Annotated in this window: 16 protein-coding genes; 9 read left to right on the forward strand and 7 right to left on the reverse strand. The window is 65.5% G+C overall.

Annotated features, from left to right (window positions below; all coding sequences use genetic code 11):
* Positions 1-226: 226 nt before the first annotated feature.
* The 3 genes from BMY06_RS32910 to BMY06_RS32920 are packed head-to-tail and all read right to left on the reverse strand — an operon-like array spanning position 227 to position 2,727.
* Positions 227-1,669, reverse strand: a complete 1,443-nt coding sequence (locus tag BMY06_RS32910; RefSeq protein ID WP_074987203.1) for a cupin domain-containing protein — start codon at positions 1,667-1,669, stop codon at positions 227-229.
* Positions 1,670-1,718: 49 nt separating this feature from the next.
* A complete protein-coding gene (locus BMY06_RS32915) occupies positions 1,719-2,507 on the reverse strand; it encodes a thioesterase II family protein (RefSeq protein WP_074987204.1) in 789 nt (262 codons plus the stop codon).
* Position 2,508: 1 nt separating this feature from the next.
* Entirely contained in the window at positions 2,509-2,727 is a 219-nt protein-coding gene (locus BMY06_RS32920) for an MbtH family protein (protein WP_065062873.1), read from the reverse strand.
* A gap of 725 nt (positions 2,728-3,452) precedes the next feature.
* Here BMY06_RS32920 and BMY06_RS32925 point away from each other — a divergent pair.
* Entirely contained in the window at positions 3,453-4,109 is a 657-nt protein-coding gene (locus BMY06_RS32925) for a nitroreductase family protein (protein ID WP_080180087.1), read from the forward strand.
* A gap of 71 nt (positions 4,110-4,180) precedes the next feature.
* Positions 4,181-4,915: a 4'-phosphopantetheinyl transferase family protein gene (locus tag BMY06_RS32930; protein WP_074987205.1), complete on the forward strand. Its 735-nt coding sequence runs from the start codon at positions 4,181-4,183 to the stop codon at positions 4,913-4,915.
* Between the two features lie 27 nt (positions 4,916-4,942).
* Here BMY06_RS32930 and BMY06_RS32935 read toward each other — a convergent pair whose 3' ends face one another.
* From BMY06_RS32935 to BMY06_RS32950, 4 genes are all read right to left on the reverse strand, one after another.
* Positions 4,943-5,974: a porin gene (locus tag BMY06_RS32935; RefSeq protein WP_065062868.1), complete on the reverse strand. Its 1,032-nt coding sequence runs from the start codon at positions 5,972-5,974 to the stop codon at positions 4,943-4,945.
* Positions 5,975-6,139: 165 nt separating this feature from the next.
* Positions 6,140-7,498: a C4-dicarboxylate transporter DctA gene (gene dctA, locus BMY06_RS32940; protein ID WP_065062866.1), complete on the reverse strand. Its 1,359-nt coding sequence runs from the start codon at positions 7,496-7,498 to the stop codon at positions 6,140-6,142.
* A gap of 68 nt (positions 7,499-7,566) precedes the next feature.
* Positions 7,567-8,478 (reverse strand): substrate-binding domain-containing protein, encoded by a 912-nt coding sequence (locus tag BMY06_RS32945; RefSeq protein ID WP_074987206.1) that lies wholly within the window; start codon positions 8,476-8,478, stop codon positions 7,567-7,569.
* A 30-nt stretch (positions 8,479-8,508) separates the two neighbouring features.
* Entirely contained in the window at positions 8,509-9,360 is an 852-nt protein-coding gene (locus tag BMY06_RS32950) for an amidohydrolase family protein (RefSeq protein WP_065062862.1), read from the reverse strand.
* A gap of 143 nt (positions 9,361-9,503) precedes the next feature.
* Between BMY06_RS32950 and BMY06_RS32955 the strand changes: the two genes are divergently transcribed.
* The 7 genes from BMY06_RS32955 to BMY06_RS32985 all read left to right on the forward strand — a co-directional run bounded on the left by BMY06_RS32955 (position 9,504) and on the right by BMY06_RS32985 (position 16,751).
* A complete protein-coding gene (locus tag BMY06_RS32955; RefSeq protein WP_074987207.1) occupies positions 9,504-10,742 on the forward strand; it encodes a LysR family transcriptional regulator in 1,239 nt (412 codons plus the stop codon).
* Between the two features lie 259 nt (positions 10,743-11,001).
* A complete protein-coding gene (locus BMY06_RS32960) occupies positions 11,002-11,964 on the forward strand; it encodes an AraC family transcriptional regulator (RefSeq protein ID WP_074987223.1) in 963 nt (320 codons plus the stop codon).
* Between the two features lie 165 nt (positions 11,965-12,129).
* Positions 12,130-12,729, forward strand: a complete 600-nt coding sequence (locus tag BMY06_RS32965; RefSeq protein ID WP_074987208.1) for a carboxymuconolactone decarboxylase family protein — start codon at positions 12,130-12,132, stop codon at positions 12,727-12,729.
* Positions 12,726-13,841, forward strand: coding sequence for an acyl-CoA dehydrogenase family protein (locus tag BMY06_RS32970; RefSeq protein ID WP_074987209.1), 1,116 nt, complete (start codon positions 12,726-12,728; stop codon positions 13,839-13,841). The genes BMY06_RS32965 and BMY06_RS32970 overlap by 4 nt, the downstream gene beginning before the upstream one ends.
* Positions 13,838-14,668, forward strand: coding sequence for an ABC transporter ATP-binding protein (locus BMY06_RS32975; RefSeq protein WP_074987210.1), 831 nt, complete (start codon positions 13,838-13,840; stop codon positions 14,666-14,668). The genes BMY06_RS32970 and BMY06_RS32975 overlap by 4 nt, the downstream gene beginning before the upstream one ends.
* A 51-nt stretch (positions 14,669-14,719) precedes the next feature.
* Positions 14,720-15,910, forward strand: coding sequence for an ABC transporter substrate-binding protein (locus BMY06_RS32980; protein WP_065062853.1), 1,191 nt, complete (start codon positions 14,720-14,722; stop codon positions 15,908-15,910).
* Positions 15,903-16,751, forward strand: coding sequence for an ABC transporter permease (locus BMY06_RS32985; protein ID WP_080180088.1), 849 nt, complete (start codon positions 15,903-15,905; stop codon positions 16,749-16,751). The genes BMY06_RS32980 and BMY06_RS32985 overlap by 8 nt, the downstream gene beginning before the upstream one ends.
* Positions 16,752-16,854 lie beyond the last annotated feature (103 nt).

Below are 16,854 nucleotides of genomic sequence, written 5' to 3' on the forward strand. Positions count from 1 at the left end.
CGAGGCTCGGGCCGCGCACGGCGGCAGCGGCGGCGCGCCGCGTGGCCCCGCGACAATCGGGTCATGATTTTTATGTGGGGAGCGTCCGCACCTTCTGGCGAGGTGGCTGGAGAACGGATGACGCGCGCCGGGCGGCGGCGCGTCGTGCTGCGGTCAAGCTGTGCTTGCTGGTGCGTCTGGATCTACGCTTGAAGCCGCGCTGACGATCAGGCGCGTGGCCCGTGCGTCAGGCCGCGGCGCGCGCGGCGTCGGGCGCTTCAAGTTCGAGCATGAGCGCCTGGACCCAGTCGTCGGGAATGATCGGCTGGTGATACGTGCATTCGCTCGACGTGACCGTCGAACCATGCAGACGGCCATCGGGAATCAGCACCATGTCGCCTTCGAACATCTGCAACTGCATGCCGAGATTGCCCCAGAACAGCATCTCGCCTTCCTGGATCGTCACGAGCCGATGGTCGTTGTGCACGTGCGTGGTCGAGCACATTTCATGCGGCTCGATAAACGTTTCGCGGTCGATGTCCGGGCATTCCACGTCGATACGCGCGCTGATGCGGCGCGCGAAATCGCAGAAGCGCGGAATCGCCGACAGCCATTTGAGCTGCTCGCCCAGATCCCACCGCGCGCGTTCCGCGAGATGATCGCCGGCCGCGAAACCCTTGATGAACTGCGCACGCGCCGCCGCGCCGAAGCGCTCGCCGATCGCCCGCACGGCGCGGCTCGCGCGTGCTTCGAGTTCCGCGCGACGCGCCGCGATCTCGCTGCCCGCGCGCTGCGGTCCACGCAGATGCGCACACGCGCGTTCGAGCGCGCCCATGAACGCGAGCCATTCGGCTTCGGCGGCGAAGGCCGCGCCCGCGAGCGCGAAGGCGCGGTCCGGACGGCGCGCCAGCGCAAGCAGCAGATTGGTTTTGGCCATGCTGGTCGGCAGATAGAACTGCCAGTACGCATGCTGCTGACGCGTCACGCCCACATGCTGCGCGACTTTTTCGATCAGTTCGCGATCCTGATCGATCACGTCCACGGACGGACGCGCGTCGTCGGGCAGGCCGTCGAAGCGTCCGCCCGCCGCCGCGCGGCCGAGCGCATGGCGGCGCGACGGCGCGAGCGCCCAGCGCTGGATCGCGATAAAGCGCAGCCCTTCTTCCAGATAGTCGTTGCGCATAAGGCGCGCAAACGTTTCACCCCAGAAGCGCGTTTCGCTGTCGAAGAGTTGCGCAAGGCCTTGCGTCACGAAGTCGTCGCGCTCGTCGCCCGCCGCCTGATCGCCGAGATACGAGAACGCATAGGCTTCGAGGAACGGCGTGAGTTGCGCGCCGAGCGTGCGCACGTCGTCGCGATAGAAGTCGGTGAAACGCGCCCAGTCGGCGGCGTCCGCACTGCGCGGCGCGCGCGTGACGTCGAGCTCGTAGATCGACAGCAGCGTGCGATTCGAGGCCAGCGACGGCAGGCGGCTCACGTTGTCGCTGCGCACGGGCTTCATGAACTTGAGGAATTCGAAATCCTCGGGGCGCAACGGGCGGCGATGGAAATCGTCGTCGAGCACGAGTTCATCGACGGTGGCGCTGCGAAACGCCTGCGCGGCCGCGAATTGCTTGACCAGCGCGACATAGGCTTCGCTTTGCCCGGCGAAGTCGCCGAAATCGAATAGAGCGGGATAACGCTGCGTCATGAAGAAAGCTCCTTGTGCCGGCATGGCGGCGAAATCGGATCGAATCAAATCAATAGGGATAAGCCGGCTCGTCCGCGTGCGTGGCCGTAGCGAACGCCAGCGCGTGCAGCGCCGCCGCAATGTCGCGGATCACCTGCTCGCGCGCCGTCTCGACAAAAAAGTGCCCACCCTCCAACATGCGCTGATGAAATCCTCCCGTGGTTTCGTGACGCCACGCTGACAGGTTTTCATTTCGTTCGGATACCGAATCATCGGTTCCGCCAAAACTCCAGATCGGGCAGCCCAGTCGTATCGAACGCTCGCGCGCGCGCCGCGTCTGGTTCGCGCACAGATGGAAATCGGCGCGCAAGGCGGGCAAGGCGAGATCGAGAAACTCCGCGTCGGCGAGCAGTTCGTCGGGCGTACCGCCCAGACGCCGCAACTCCGCCACCATCTCCGCCGTGCTGCAGGCGAGCCAGTGCGACGGGTGTTCGTCGTCGAGTTCGCGCTCGCGCGGCGCCACGCAGGCGGATGCGCCGAGCCACAGCGGCTCGCGCCCGTGACGTTCGCGGATCGCATGGGCCAGTTCCAGCGCGACGAGCGCGCCCATGCTGTGACCGAAGAATGCGAACGGACGTGTCGGCAAGGGATCGAGGTTCGCGAGCAGCGCGTCGATGAGCGCGGGCCAGTCGGCGAGCGCCGGTGTCGCGCGCAGGCGGCCGTGGCCCGGCAGATCGAGCGCCACGCACTCGATGCGCGGCCTGAGCAACGCGCCCCAGCCGCGATACGTCGCGGCATTGCCGCCCGCATAGGGCAGGCAGTACAGCGTGAGCGCCGCGTCGGCGTGCCGCGCCGGCATATCAGGCTTGCGCGCCTTGCGCGGCCATCGCCTCGCGCAAGCTCAGCGGACGCATGTCGGTCCACACGGTCTCGATGTGCGCGAGGCACTCGTCGCGCGTACCGGTCTTGCCCTCCGCGCGCCAGCCCTCGGGCACGGGCTTGTATGCCGGCCAGATCGAATATTGCTCTTCGTGATTCAGCACGACATGGAAAACGGTGTTCTCGTCGCCCCAGCTCATTGCAGCCCTCCTTGGTTCGAAGCGATGGTTCGGATAGATCTCGGTGTGAATGTCGAAGCGCTTATCGATGTCGTTCTTGAAATCGATGCAAGACGCATCGTTGCGCTCGCATTCATTAACAAATGCAAACGTAAACGCTAATCATTCCTATTCATACCGCAAACAGTAGATCCCGAGGTTCGGTGTGTCAACCTGACTGGGAGGGAGGTATCCGCCCGGCGGCGCAGGCGCGCGCACATTTTTCCTTTCCGTCAAAGGCCTTAAGGTGCGCAAGCGAATTTGTAATTGAATGTATGAAAGCCAATTTAAAACTGATGGCTGAAGGGGCTTTATGGAAAGTGTCATGCTCAGGCGCTACCCTTCGCGCGCACGACGCCCAAACCGCGGCGGCAATGTGCAGAACGCTTCAAACCCGTGGCGAGCCGATCTCGGGCAAGACTTACCGCCACTTCACTTTGTAATCCGAATTAATTGCCGGATTGTCGTGTGCGCGATTCGTTGCGCATAAGATGCGTCGACTCTCCGTCGTCTGCAAGCGCGCTCTCGAATGCGCGCGCCCTCCTTTCCCAATTCGCTGAAAAGCCCGCCGATACGCGGTTTCACGCCGCGCTCGCATGTCCGCTTCGGGCCTTTCTTTAAAAATCTGAATGCGAATCATTTGTAATTGCGCCGAAAATTACGCATCATAGACGGCGTCCTGATTCCCCAGTCAACCTTTCATATTCATGACAACCTCCACGCTCGCGCCTTCGCGCCCCGCTGCCGACGCTGCACACGAACCGGCGCACGACGCGTCGCACGACGTCCGCGCCAATGCTGCACTCGACGTGCTGCTCTCGCGCCGCTCGCACTGGCCGCTCGCCGAACCCGCTCCGCGCGACGCCGAGCTGGATCTGATCTTCGAGGCCGCCATGCGCGCACCCGATCACGGCAAGTTGCGCCCGTGGCGCTTCGTCGTCGTGCGCGGCGAAGCCCGTGGCGCACTGGGCGACTTGCTTGTCGATATCGCGGCCTCGCGCACGCCTGAGTCGCCGCGCGAAGCGCACGCGCATCGTCGGCAAAGGGCATTTGCCGCGCCGCTCGTGATTGCGCTCGCGGCCGCGATCTCGCACGACACCGGCATTCCCGAAGTGGAACAGGTGCTCGCGCTCGGCGCCGCGACAATGAACATGCTCAACGCGATTCACGCATTGGGTTACGGCGGATTCTGGGCGACCGGCGCGGACAGCTACGACACACGCATGCACGACGCGCTCGGCTTCGCGGAAAACGAGCAGGTGCTCGGATTCCTGTTCGTCGGCACGCCGCCCGCCTCATCCGCCGACAAACCGCGCCCGCCAGGCGCCGACTATGTGCGCGAGTGGTTCGGCACCTCGCAATAGGCGTTGCGCCGCGCCAGTCACCCAAGCCGGCGCGCCAGCAAGCGCCGCGATTTCAACGACAAGGAGGCAGCGTGCAAGACACGACGCATGCGGGAGCCGCGCGCGGTTTCCACTCGTCACACCCTATCTATGCAACACCCGGCATCGAGTTCATTCCGCACCGTTCGGGCCTGCACACACGCAAGGAACACGCACTGCCGCGTAGCGGCGAACTGATGATCTGGCGACTCGCTGCAAGCTGGGATTATCTGAATCGCGAAGAAGCGGCGCTGTGGTTGTCGCGCGAGGAAACGGCACGGCTGCGCCATCATCGCAATCCCGCCTTTGCGCGGCGCTACGCCATCGCGCGCGTCTCGTTGCGCCGCATTCTCGGCGATGCGCTCGACAAGTCGCCCGAATCCGTCGCCCTTTCCGACGATGCGCACGGCCAGCCGGTCCTCGACGAATCGGGCTGCCCCTCGCCGCTTTCGCTGCGCATCGCCTTCGCGGGCATCTGGATCACGCTCGCGATGAGCGCCGACGCATTCGGCCTGGAAACCCTGCTGCCGGATACCGCGCGCCCGGACACCGATATGAGCCTCGCGAGCGCGCGCGCCGCCTGTGCATCGCAATTGCTGGCACAGCCTGTCGATTATGTCGAAGCGTTGTGCGCGCATCGCGTCGGCGCGATGTCGCTGATGCACGACGACGCGAACGCCATCCGCGTGATCGATCTGCCGATGCCCGGCAATATCAGCGCCGCCATCGCCACGCCGATTTCGACCTCGACGCTACATGCGTTTGGCTGGTTGAGCCGGAGCTTTTGAGCGCGCGTATCCGCGCAATCGGTGCGGCTAGAACAGCACGTCGAGACCCACGGTCACGGCCGTCTGGCTCGACGCACCGGCGGGGTTGAGCGTGCTGACAACCGCGTGCCGGTAAGACGTGTAGTCGACTTCGGTATAGAGCGTCGTGCGCTTGGAAAGCAGATACGCGAGCGACATGATCGCGAGCCCCCGGCGGCCGGCCTTGTCGGTCGATACGGTGGTCTGGTAATAGCCGCCGCCGAGAATCAGATAGGGTTGGATATTCCACGAAAACCCGCCGAACGCGTTATTCGTCACCTGGTGCGGCGCGGCCGGATTCTGGAGATCCTCCGACATGAAGCCGCCCGAGAGCCTGACCGGACCGATGCTATAAGCCGCGCCCGCCATGTAATAGCTGTCACCGATATAGGTCGTGCCGGTGAGAATGTTGCGATGCCCGTACACGCCGCCTATGCTCGCCGGTCCCATGCTGTAGCTCACGCCGACCGAGCGCGTCGCGCCGCTGCTGAAATTGCCCGCCACGCCGCCAAACGAATTGTCCACCTCGAACAACAAAGGCCCGAAGTCGTTCTTGTACTTGACGGAGTTGTTGTTGCGCGTGCCGTCCGATGCCTGGGTGAGCGGCAGAATCGGCGTGTAGTGAAAACCAAATGGATCGTAAATGCTGATGATGTCGTGCGCGATCGTGTATTGCCGCCCGAAATCGAGCGAGCCGTATTTGCGATTGCCGATGCCGACAAACGACTGGCGGTTGAACAAGGTATTGGTGGTGTTGTCCAGTTGCCCGTTGCCGAGATTGAAGCCGCTTTCCAGACGGAAGTGCGCATTCCATCCGTCGCCCAGGTCTTCCTTTCCAAGAAAGCCCAGTTTGTTGGAACTGTAGTAACCATTCGAATTCATGGTCACCACAGTGCCTCCTCCTTTGACCGCGTTGGTCTGGTAACGAACGCCGCCGTCTGCCGTGCCGTAGATCTGAACGCTGCTTTGCGACCAGGCCGGCGACGCGCCGGCTGCGAGTGACAGTCCAACGCCAATGCTTCTCCACGCGAGTGCTTTCATGCCATGTCTCCGTCTATGTATTTTATTTTTATCGTGCGGAGGAAACGACAACCTCCAGACGATATGCATGCCTAACTAGTTGAATGAAACTCCTTGATATGCGCTTGCTTCCTTGCACTGGCGGAACCGCTCCATCGGTTCCGCCAGTGCCGCGACGCCGTGCGGCTAGTTGCCGGCGTGGCCGCTATGAGTCTGATTGAGACGCGCCGACGCAACCGGCGCGGGTTTGAATCCCGACTTCAACTCGCGGCGCAGCGCCACGCGGTCCAGCGCCTTTTCCCAGTTCGCCACCACGATGGTCGCCACGGTATTGCCGACGATGTTGGTGAACACGAAGCCGCTCGACAACGCCTTGTGAATGCCGAGTATCAACGCGATCGATTCGACCGGAATGGTGTTCGATGCGGCCAGCGTGGCGGCCAGCACGGCGATCGCCGCGCCGGAAACGCCCGCCGCACCCTTCGACGTCAGCAGCAGAACGGCAAGCAGCACCAGTTGATCGTGCCAGCTCATCGGCGTGTTGGTGGCCTGCGCGAGAAATACCGCCGCTGCGGCGAAATAAAGGCAGGTGCCGTCGTGATTGAATGTGTAGGCCGTCGGCAACACGAGACCGACCACCGACTTCTCGCAACCCAGTCGTTCGAGTTTGTCGATCAATTGCGGAAACACCGTCTCCGACGAACTGGTGCCGATCACGAGCAACAACTCCGCGCCGATGTAGCGCATCAGACGCAGCAGACTGAAACCATTGACCTTCGCGATCGGCCAGAGAATCAGCAGAATGAACAGCGCACAGGTCAGATAAAACTCCAGCAGCAGTTTGCCGAGCGACATGAGCGTACCGAAGCCGAATTTGCTGACCGTAAAGGCAATCGCGCCGAACGCGGCAAGCGGCGCGATCTTCATCGTCAGGCCGATGATCCAGAACAGCGCGCCGGACACGGACTCGATCAGATTCAACGCCGGTTGCGCACGCTCGCCGATTGCTGCAAGACCGAACGCGAACAGCACCGAAAAGAACAGCACCTGCAACACATCGCCGCCCGCGAAGGCGCTAATCGCCGTGTGCGGAATCACGTTGAGCAGGAACTCGCTCGTCGTCACGACATGATGCGCCTTCGCGACATAGCTATCGACCGCAGCCGAATGCATGCCATGAAGATCGACATTCATGCCGACACCCGGTTTGAGCACATTGACGACGACAAGCCCCAGCACGAGCGCGAGCGACGTCACGACTTCAAAATAAACGAGCGCCTTGATGGCGACCCGCCCCACTTTCTTGAAGTCGTTGACGCCCGCAATTCCGCTGCAGACAGTGCAAAAGATGATGGGACCGATCAGCATCTGGATAATGCGAATGAACGCATCGCCGAGCGGTTGCAGATTGATGCCGAACTTCGGGAAGAAATAGCCCGTGGCGGTACCCAACGCCATGCCGGCCAGCACCTGGAGCGACAAGTCGCGATAGAACGGACGGCGACCTCTCGGTGGCGAAGCGGTGCCTTTGCCTGGCAGAGCCATGATATCTCCTTGAAAAACAGCGGCGAATTCAGATTCGCTCGAACGCGGGTCACGCGAAAGCCAATCCTTCAGCTTCCGGATTCGCCCAGGATGCGCAAACTATCCGCGAAGATTTCATCGACGCTCAGCTTGCGCGGTAATAACTTCTGCTGCTCGCAATACTGGATCGTCTCTTCGAGCGGCCCGCGCAGCGCGTCATAACCGAACAGCAGTTTGTCGGGCGCGCCGGCGTTCTGCGCGGCGACCGAGTCCTTGCCGCGTTTGAGCAAATCGTACACGGCACGCACCGCCAGCGGATGCGTCCTGGCGAGATCTTCCGTCACGACGACCACGTGATTGATCGGCACATAGCCGTGCCGTGCATACCATTCGCGGTCGGCTGCGGCGGCGTTGTCGATCAGCGGCGTGAAGTCCGGATCGTCGGGCAGATCATTACCGAGAATGGCGGCGTCGATTTCTCCCGAACGCAACATCGATAAAAGCTGTTTGCCCGGCTCGGCATGGCTGACGAAAGGCGGCTCGGCGTATTCCTCCAGATGGCCCCGATCGAGCGTCACCCAATCGATCTGTTCGAGCGGCACGCCATAGGTTTCGCCGAGGATCGCCCGCACCCACATGCCGGTGGTTTGCGAGTACGCACGCACGCCAATGCGCTTGCCCGCCAATGCGTCGAGCGTGGGCTTGGGACGCGCGGTGCTGCAGATGATGCAGCCTTGCTGGAAACGCGCAGCCACCACGGCAGGCAACAGGATCAGCGGCTTGCCATAGGCCTTCGCCTGCAGATATGTGACGATGGCCAGTTCGCTGACGTCGAATGCCTGACGACGCGCCATCGGCGCGAACGCGTTGTGAATGGGCTCGATTTCGTCGAATACGAGTTCGACAGACGGGTCAGTCAGATCGCCGGCTTTGAGCGCGCGCGTGTGCGCATAGGACTTCAGCGCGACCTTCAATCGCAAAGGTTGGGTTGGGCGGTTCACGTTCAGGATTTCACTTTGCAGGGTGCAGGTTCACGCGGCGAGCGACGGATACACCGCACGCGCCGTTCCGCTGAAAATCGCCTGTTGCGCTTCGGTCGGCAACATCGACAGGCTCTCGCGCGCTTCCGTCAGCAATTGCGACAGTGCGCCTTCGGCCGCGGGGAAATTCGATCCCCACGCAATACGCTTTGCGCCGAACGCATCGAGCACGCGCGGGAAAAACTGCGCCGGCGTCGAGGCGCCTTGCGCGGCGGCGGCGATCGTGCGATTGGTCAGCTTCAGATACACGCCCTGATGCGACGCGAGGCTGAACAGCGGCGCCGCCGCTTCATAAGGCGGCCCGCCGGCGAGTTCCGGACGCGCCAGATGGTCGAGCAGCACGCGGATATCCGGAAAGCGCGCGAGCATGTTCAGCAGCGCGGGAATACCCTGCGCCGTCATCTGCAGGCAGATCGACACGCCATGGCGCTGCGCATAGTCCCACACCGGATACGAACGTTCGTCATCGAGCCAGCCCGCTTGCCCCGGCATCGTGCTGCCGGTCGTGAACAGGCGCAGACCCGAGAGACCGGCGTCGAGCCAGCGCTGCATTTGCGTGACAGCATCGCTTGCCAGCACATCGATCGAGAACACGCCGGCAAAACGATCCGGGTGCGCGCGCACCGCATCCACGACATAACTATTGTCGTTTCCGTAGACGGTCGACGCCTGCACGACCACGGCGCGGTCGATCCCCGCCTCATCCATCGATGCGAGCAGACCTTCGTAATCGACCGGTCGTTTGGCGGACCACTCCGATTGATGGCCACCCACCGGCGCGAGCGGATAACGTTGCGTATCAGGCGAAATTGCGTGTGTATGCGTGTCGATCACGACGGACATGAAGGTGCTCCTGGCTGAAAATGTCCTGCTGAATTGAACGTTACTGTAAGTGAGATGCCGCGCCAGGACTCAATACGAAGTGAGCCGCAGGCCATCAATTTACGTTAAGCTCAGGGTTTTCTCCTGGTCATGCTGGAGGCTCGATGCAGGTCGATGGACACACATCGCCAGACGATGATCTGGCGCGATTAAGGCGTCTCTTTCTCTTCGACGCGGTGTGCGAAGCGGGCGGAATCGGGCAGGCCGCCATTCACGCCGGCCGCACGCAGCCGGCCGTGAGCATGGCGATCAACAAACTCGAAGCGAGTTTTGATTGCCAGTTGTTCGAGCGGGGATTCGGCGGCAGTGAATTGACGGGCGACGGGATCATCGTGCAGCGGCGCGTGCGGCGCATGCTCGATCAGATGGAGCGCGCGGTGGTCGTGCTCACCGGTCAGTCGGCGGCGAATGCGGCCAAGATTTGCCGGCGCCTGACCGATGCGCAGGTGCGCTGCCACATGGCGATTGCCGAGGGCGGGTCCGCCGCCGAGGCCGCGTTGTCGCTGGGCATCTCCCAGCCCGCGGTGCATCGGGCGGCGCGGCAGCTTGAGCAGAACGTCGGAGTGTCGCTTTATCGCCGCCGCGTTCATAACGTGTCGGCGAACCCCGCCGGCACCGAGTTCGCGCGCTGTTTGAGCCTCGCGCTCTATGAAATCACCCAGGCGGTCGATGAACTCGCCTACGCGCGCGGGCAACTCACCGGCAAGGTGTCGATCGGCGTGCTGCCCTTGCTGCCGCCGCGCCTCGTCGCGCGCGCCATTCAACGGCTGCGCCAACGCTATCCCGCGTCGCGCGTCACCGTCGAGGAGGGGTCTCATGCGCATCTGCTCCGCGAGTTGCGCAGCGGCGGGATCGATTTCCTCGTTGGCGGACTGCGCGAGCCGCGTCTCACCGGCCTGGTCCACGAAACGGAATTGTTTGCCGATCCTTACGTCGTGGCCGTGCGCAAAGGGCACGCGCTGGCAAAGCGTAAATCCGTGGTCCTCGCGGATCTGGCGGACCATGACTGGGTCATGCCGCAACACAACGTGCCGCGCCGCGCGGTGATCGATTCGATATTCGCGCGCTTGCCGGTCAAGCCGCCGTTGGTCGTGGAAACCAGTTCGCTCGCGATGATGCTGGCGATGCTCATGGAAAGCGATTGCCTGACCCTGCTGTCGCGCGCGCAGATTCGCGATGCGTATCCGGGGCGCGAACTCGTCGCCCTGAATCTGGAATTGCCCGGTGCGAGCCGCGCGGTTGGATACACGGTGCGGACCGACTGGCTCGGCACCGCGTTCCAGCAGACTTTTCTCGAACTGCTGTGTGAGGAGAGTGCGATGGAGTCCCAGAACGGGACGTGACGCGGAGGTGAGAAAGCCAATGCGGCGCGATCTGTGGGCGAGCATGATGCTCGAAGACCCTGATGAGTTTTGCCGGATCGTCGCCGACATGGCGGGACGCATCAACGAGGCATCGCTATCCGCATCGCGCTGCCAGGCACCGCACCAATCCGCCATCCCCCATAAGCATCGAACAATAACTTCGTAAGCGCGGCGGCAAAACGCATTATGGTGAGAGACCGTGCGCGACGTCCGCGCGCGTTTTCTCCGTTCCGATTCCATGCCGTCCCAAGTCGATGCGTTTTCCGCCTGGCTGATCGAAGGGCTCGAAGTCACCAGCACGCTGTTTCACGTCGGCCAGTATTGCGGCGCCTGGCAGGCCTCGACGAGCGGTCATCGCCGCGCCAGTTTCCACCTCGTCCTGCATGGCCGCTGCTGGCTGCATCTTCCTGAGCGGGCCGGCCGTCCGGCGCGCAGCGTGGCGCTCGCCGCCGGCGACGCCGTGTTCCTGCTCGACGACGTCGCGCACTGCCTGTCGCCGCACGCGCTGCCGCCCGCAGCGGGCGCGGAACACGCCCGTCACGGCGCGATGACGCCGCTCGACGCGGCCAGCCTGACCGCGCCCGACAGTCTCGGTCTCGCGTGCGGCTTCTTCGAGTTCAAGTCCGGCCTCGACGGCCTGATGCTCGACCTGCTGCCCGATCACGTGATCGCGCGGCACGATCAGCCCGCGCTGCACGGCGCGCGCCAGATCTTCGAGTTGATCCGCGCCGAGGCGCACCTCGATCCGCACACGCCCTCGCCCCTGATCGCGCGGCTCACGAGCCTGCTGTTTCTCTACACGCTGCGCGCGCTCGATTCGAACGACGAACTGACGCCCTGCTTCTGGGCGCTGCTGCGCCGTCCGGCGTTCGCGCCGCTGGTCGCGGCCATCGTCGCCGAGCCGGGGCGGCGCTGGACCACGGCGAGCATGGCCGATTTCGCGCACATGTCGCGCGCGCGTTTCTGCAAGTTGTTCGCCGAACTCTGCGGCCAGCCGCCCGCGCAGTTCCTGACGCTCGTGCGCATGAAGCTCGCGGCGTCGATGCTGAGCACCGGCACAAGCATGCCGGACGCCGCCGAGCAGGTGGGCTATCAGTCCGAATCGGCGTTTGCCCAGGCGTTCAAGCGCGTGACCGGCGTCCAGCCCGGCGCATGGCGGCGCGCAGCCTCGGGCGACGCGGCGCTCGCCGCGCTGCACTAAGTTGCGCTGATCCGAGCCGCGCGCCGCTTCAACGCGGCCCGATCGCGAACCCGTCCGCACCGCGCAAGACAATCCCGCATGAATCGCGGACAGCGGCGCATTGCCCGCGCTTCGCGCCGCGCCCAGAATCGGCACATCGATCCGCTTCTATCCGTAAGGAATCCCATGAGCCGTCTGCCGCTGCACACCGTCGAAAGCGCCCCCGAGGCGAGCCGTCCTTTCCTGGAGCGCTCGCTCGCCGCGAACGGCTTCCTGCCGAACCTCGTCGCCTCGCTCGCGAACGCGCCCGTCGCGCTCGAAACGTATCTGACCGTCGGCGAAATCAATGGCCGCAGCGGCCTGACGCTCGCCGAACGCGAAGCCGTGCAGATCACCGCCGCCGCGATCCACGGCTGCGGCTTCTGCGTCGCGGGCCACACGGCCGTCGCGCTGAAAAAGGCGCAACTGGCCGCGCCCGTGGTCGACGCGCTGCGCATCGGTAGCCCAAGCGGCGACGCGCGCCTCGACGCCGTGGCCGTCTTCACGCGCGACGTGATCGCCACACGCGGCGCGGTGCAGGACGCCGCGCGCGCGGCCTTCGCCGCCGCCGGCTTCAGCGACGCGAACGCGCTCGAAGTGATCCTCGGCGTGAGTCTCGCCACGCTGTGCAACTTCGCCAACAACTTCGCGCAGAACGAACTGAACCCCCAACTTGCGGGCTATCGCTGGAACGCGGACGATTATCTGCATCGCGCGACACAGCCCGCCACGGAGCACTCCGCATGACACGCCCCGCCGCGCCCGCGCTGCCCGCCGATCTCGCCGCCTGGCTCGACGCGCACGCCGAATCGCTCGATACGGACGCCGCGCACGCCGCCGACGTCGTGCCGCGTCTGGGCCGCGCCGGGCTGTTTCGCGTGGGCGTCGCGCCGGAACTGGGCGGCGCGGGCGGCACGACCGTCGACGCCATCGAGGCGATCGCCGCCGTCGCGCGCCACTCGCTCGCGAGCGCCTTCGTGTTCTGGGGGCAGCGCACGTTCATCGAATATCTGCTGCAAAGCACGAACGCCGGCTTGCGCGCGCGCTGGCTGCCCGCGCTGCTGGCAGGCGAGCACGCGGGCGCGACCGGCCTTTCGAACGCGATGAAGTTTCTGAGCGCGATCGAGCCGTTGCAGATGCGCGCCGCGCCGCTCGACGCCGCGCAGACGCGCTTCGCGCTCGACGGCGCGCTGCCGTGGATCACCAATCTGCGTCGCGAGGGCTTCGTGGTCGCGGCGGCGTTCGATCGTCACGACGGCGCACCGCCCGCGATCTTCGCGCTGCCGCACGATGCGCCCGGCGTCGCGCGCAGCGACGACCTCGACCTGATCGCGCTGCGCGGCAGCAACACGGCGGCGCTCACGCTCGACGGCGCCGAACTCGACGCAGGCTGGCTGATCGACGCCGATGCGCGCGCCTTTCTCGTCCGCGCGCGCCCGGCTTTCCTCGGCCTGCAATGCGGCATGTCGATCGGCCTCGCGCGCCGCGCGCTCGAAGCCGTCGAGGAGAGCAGCCCCGCCGTGCGCGCCGCACTCGCCGACGATGCAGCAGCGCTGCGCCACGAACTCGACGCCCTCACCGCGCGCCTCTACGCCGGGGTGACGAGCGGCGCGTTCGTCGCCGCGCCCGCCGCGCAATTTGAATTGCGCATCGGCCTGGCCGCCGTGGTGGACGCCGCCGCGCATCTCGACGTACAGGCGGCGGGCGGACGCGGCTATCTGCGCTCGCACGCGTCGCGCGCCACGCCCAACGACACCGCGCGCCGCAGCCGCGAAGCCGCCTTCGTGCCGATCGTCACGCCGAGCCTCGTGCAACTGAAATCGCAACTCGCGCAGCAGCGGCGCAGCGAGGCCGCATGAACGGCACGAGCGGCACGAGCGGCATCGCCGGTTCGTCGCCTGAGACGCCGCGTCTGCGGCTGCGCGGCGTCGGGCTGCGCCGCCAGCAACGCAGCGTGCTCGCGAATGTCGATCTCGACGTCGCGCCCGGCGAACTGGTCTCGATCATCGGCGCGAGCGGCGCGGGCAAATCCACGCTGCTGCGCGTCGTGGCGGGCTTGATTGCGCCGCACGCGGGCAGCGTTCAGGTCGATGGCGCGCCGCTCGACGGTCCGCGCCCCGACGTGGCGCTCGCGTTTCAGGACGCGTGTCTGCTGCCGTGGCTGTCGGTCGAGCGCAACGTCGCGTTCGGCCTCGGCTTTCGCAAGCAGCCGAAGCTCGCGCGCCGCGAACGCGATGCGCGCGTGCGCGCCGCGCTCCAGGCGGTCGGGCTCGCGCACGCCGCGCATTTCTCGCCGCGCCAGTTGTCGGGCGGCATGGCGCAACGCGTCGCGCTGGCACGATCGCTCGCGCGTGCGCCGCGCACGCTGCTGCTCGACGAGCCGTTCGGCGCGCTCGACGAAGTCACGCGCGCCGACATGCAGCGCCTGCTCGTGCGCGTGGTGCGCGAAAGCGGCGCGGCGACGCTGCTCGTCACCCACGACATCGACGAAGCGCTGCTGGTTTCCGACCGCGTCGCCGTGCTCGGCCCGGACGGCATCGCGCTCGATCTCGCCATCGCCTTGCCCGAGCCGCGCGCGGATCAGGTCGAAGCGCTCGGCGCGTTGCGCGTGCGGCTCGTCGGCGCTTTGCACGCGAGCATGCATGCGTCGATGCACGCCTCGACCCACGCGCCGCTGTCCGCCTGAACCGCCGCCACACCCCACCGCTCCGAAATACCCAAAGAGGAAGACCACCGCATGTGCCAGCTCCCCATGACCCGCCGCGAGTGGCTCAAGCTCGCCTCGATGTTCACCGTCGCGGGCGCGGCGCCGCTTTTGGGCGCCGCCAACGCGCGCGCGGCCGCCGACGCCGACGCGCCGCTGCGCATCGGCTATCTGCCGATCACCGATGCCGCGCCGCTGCTCGTCGCGCACAACAACGGCTACTTCGAGCAGGCGGGCCTGAAAGTCGAAAAACCGACGCTGCTGCGTAGCTGGGCGCAACTCGTCGAGGCGTTCCTGTCCGGCCAGGTCAACGTCGTCCACCTGCTCGCGCCGATGACGATCTGGGCGCGCTACGGCAGCCAGGCGAGCGCGAAAGTGGTCGCGTGGAATCACGTCAACGGTTCGGCGCTCACGGTCGCGCCCGAGATCGGACAGCTCAAGGATCTCGGCGGCAAGACCGTGGCCGTGCCGTTCTGGTATTCGATTCACAACGTCGTGGTGCAGGACATGCTGCGCGCGCAGGGCCTCACGCCGGTGCTGACGCAGGACGGCGCGCTCAAGCCGAACGAGGTGCGCCTCGTCGTGATGGCGCCGTCGGACATGCCGCCCGCGCTCGCCGCGAAGCAGATCGCGGGCTTCATCGTCGCGGAGCCGTTCAATGCGGCCGCCGAAGCGCTCAAGGTCGGCAAGGTGCTGCGTTTTACCGGCGACGTCTGGCGCGATCACGCCTGCTGCGTCGTGTTCATGCACGAGCGCGATCTGAGCGGACGGCCCGCGTGGTCGCAGAAAGTGGTCGACGGCATCGTCAAGGCGCAGGCCTGGACGCGCGCGCATCCGCAGGAAGCGGCGCAGCTGTTGTCGAAAACCGGGCCGAACCGCTACACGCCGCACGCGGCGGGCATTCTGCAGACCGTGCTCGCGCCCACGGCCGCCGACGAAGGCCGCTATCTCGCCGACCGCGCCATCGTGCACGCCGACTGGCACGAGAAGCGCATCGACTTTCAGCCCTATCCGTATCCGGCCTATACCGAGGAACTCGTGCGGCGGCTCAAGACGACGCAACTGCAAGGCAACGGGCAATTCCTCGCCGCGCTCGATCCGGCTTTCGTCGCACGCGATCTCGTGGACGACCGCTTCGTGAAGAAGAGCATCGAGGCGGTCGGCGGCATGAAAACCTTCGGTCTGCCGGACACTTACGCGCGCACGGAGACCATCGTTGTCTAGCCTCAGCGAAGAATCCGGCGCGACGGGCACACCGGGCGCGCGCGACGTCGCGCCTCGCGCGAACGCCGGCAATCTGCACCGTCGCGCCGCGCGCGTGCTGCTCGGCGTGACCGGGCTCGCGGCGATCGTGCTCGCCTGGTGGATCGGCGTGGCGCTGGTGTCGCGTCACAGCGCGCTGGCCGCGCAGTTCGGGCCGCTCGCGGCGTGGCGCACGTTTCCCGCGCTGATCGGCGAAGACCAGTTGCTCACGCATATCGTCGCGAGTCTGCGGCGGATCGGCGTGGGGCTCGCGTGGGCGATGCTGTTCGGCGTGCCGCTCGGCTTTCTGATCGGCCGCTTCAAGGCGCTCGAAACCGCGCTGTCGCCGGCGCTGCAATTTCTGCGCATGATCTCGCCGCTCGCGTGGATGCCGATTGCGGTGATGTCGCTCGGCGTCGGCGATCCGCCGGTCTATTTCCTGCTGACGTTCGCGGCCGTCTGGCCCATCGTCATCAGCACGGCGGCGGGCGTGCAGCAGATCGACGCGCGCTGGGTCCAGCTCGGCGAAAGCCTCGCCGCGACGCGCGCCGAAATGCTCTGGCACATCTACGTGCCCGGCATCGCGGCGCACGTGCTGACCGGCGTGCGGCTCGCCATCGGCATTCTGTGGATCGTGCTGGTGCCCGCGGAAATGCTCGGCGTGAATTCCGGGCTCGGGTTTCTGATTCTCGATTGCCGCGACCGGCTCGCGTATTCGGAACTGATGGCGGTCGTGCTCGTGATCGGCGCGCTGGGCTTTGCGCTCGATACGGCGGCGCGTGCGGTGTATCAACGCTTCGGCGCGGTGCGCGAGCGCGTTTGAACTTTTGCATTTGAGCGCGCCGTGTACGCGCTTCGATGCTTATCAGCATTGCTTGGTTGGTGCGCGGCGGTGCCGGTTTTAGAGTGCTCGTTTTGCTCAACGC

The sequence above is a fragment of the Paraburkholderia tropica genome (assembly GCF_900109265.1).
Lineage (GTDB): Bacteria > Pseudomonadota > Gammaproteobacteria > Burkholderiales > Burkholderiaceae > Paraburkholderia > Paraburkholderia tropica.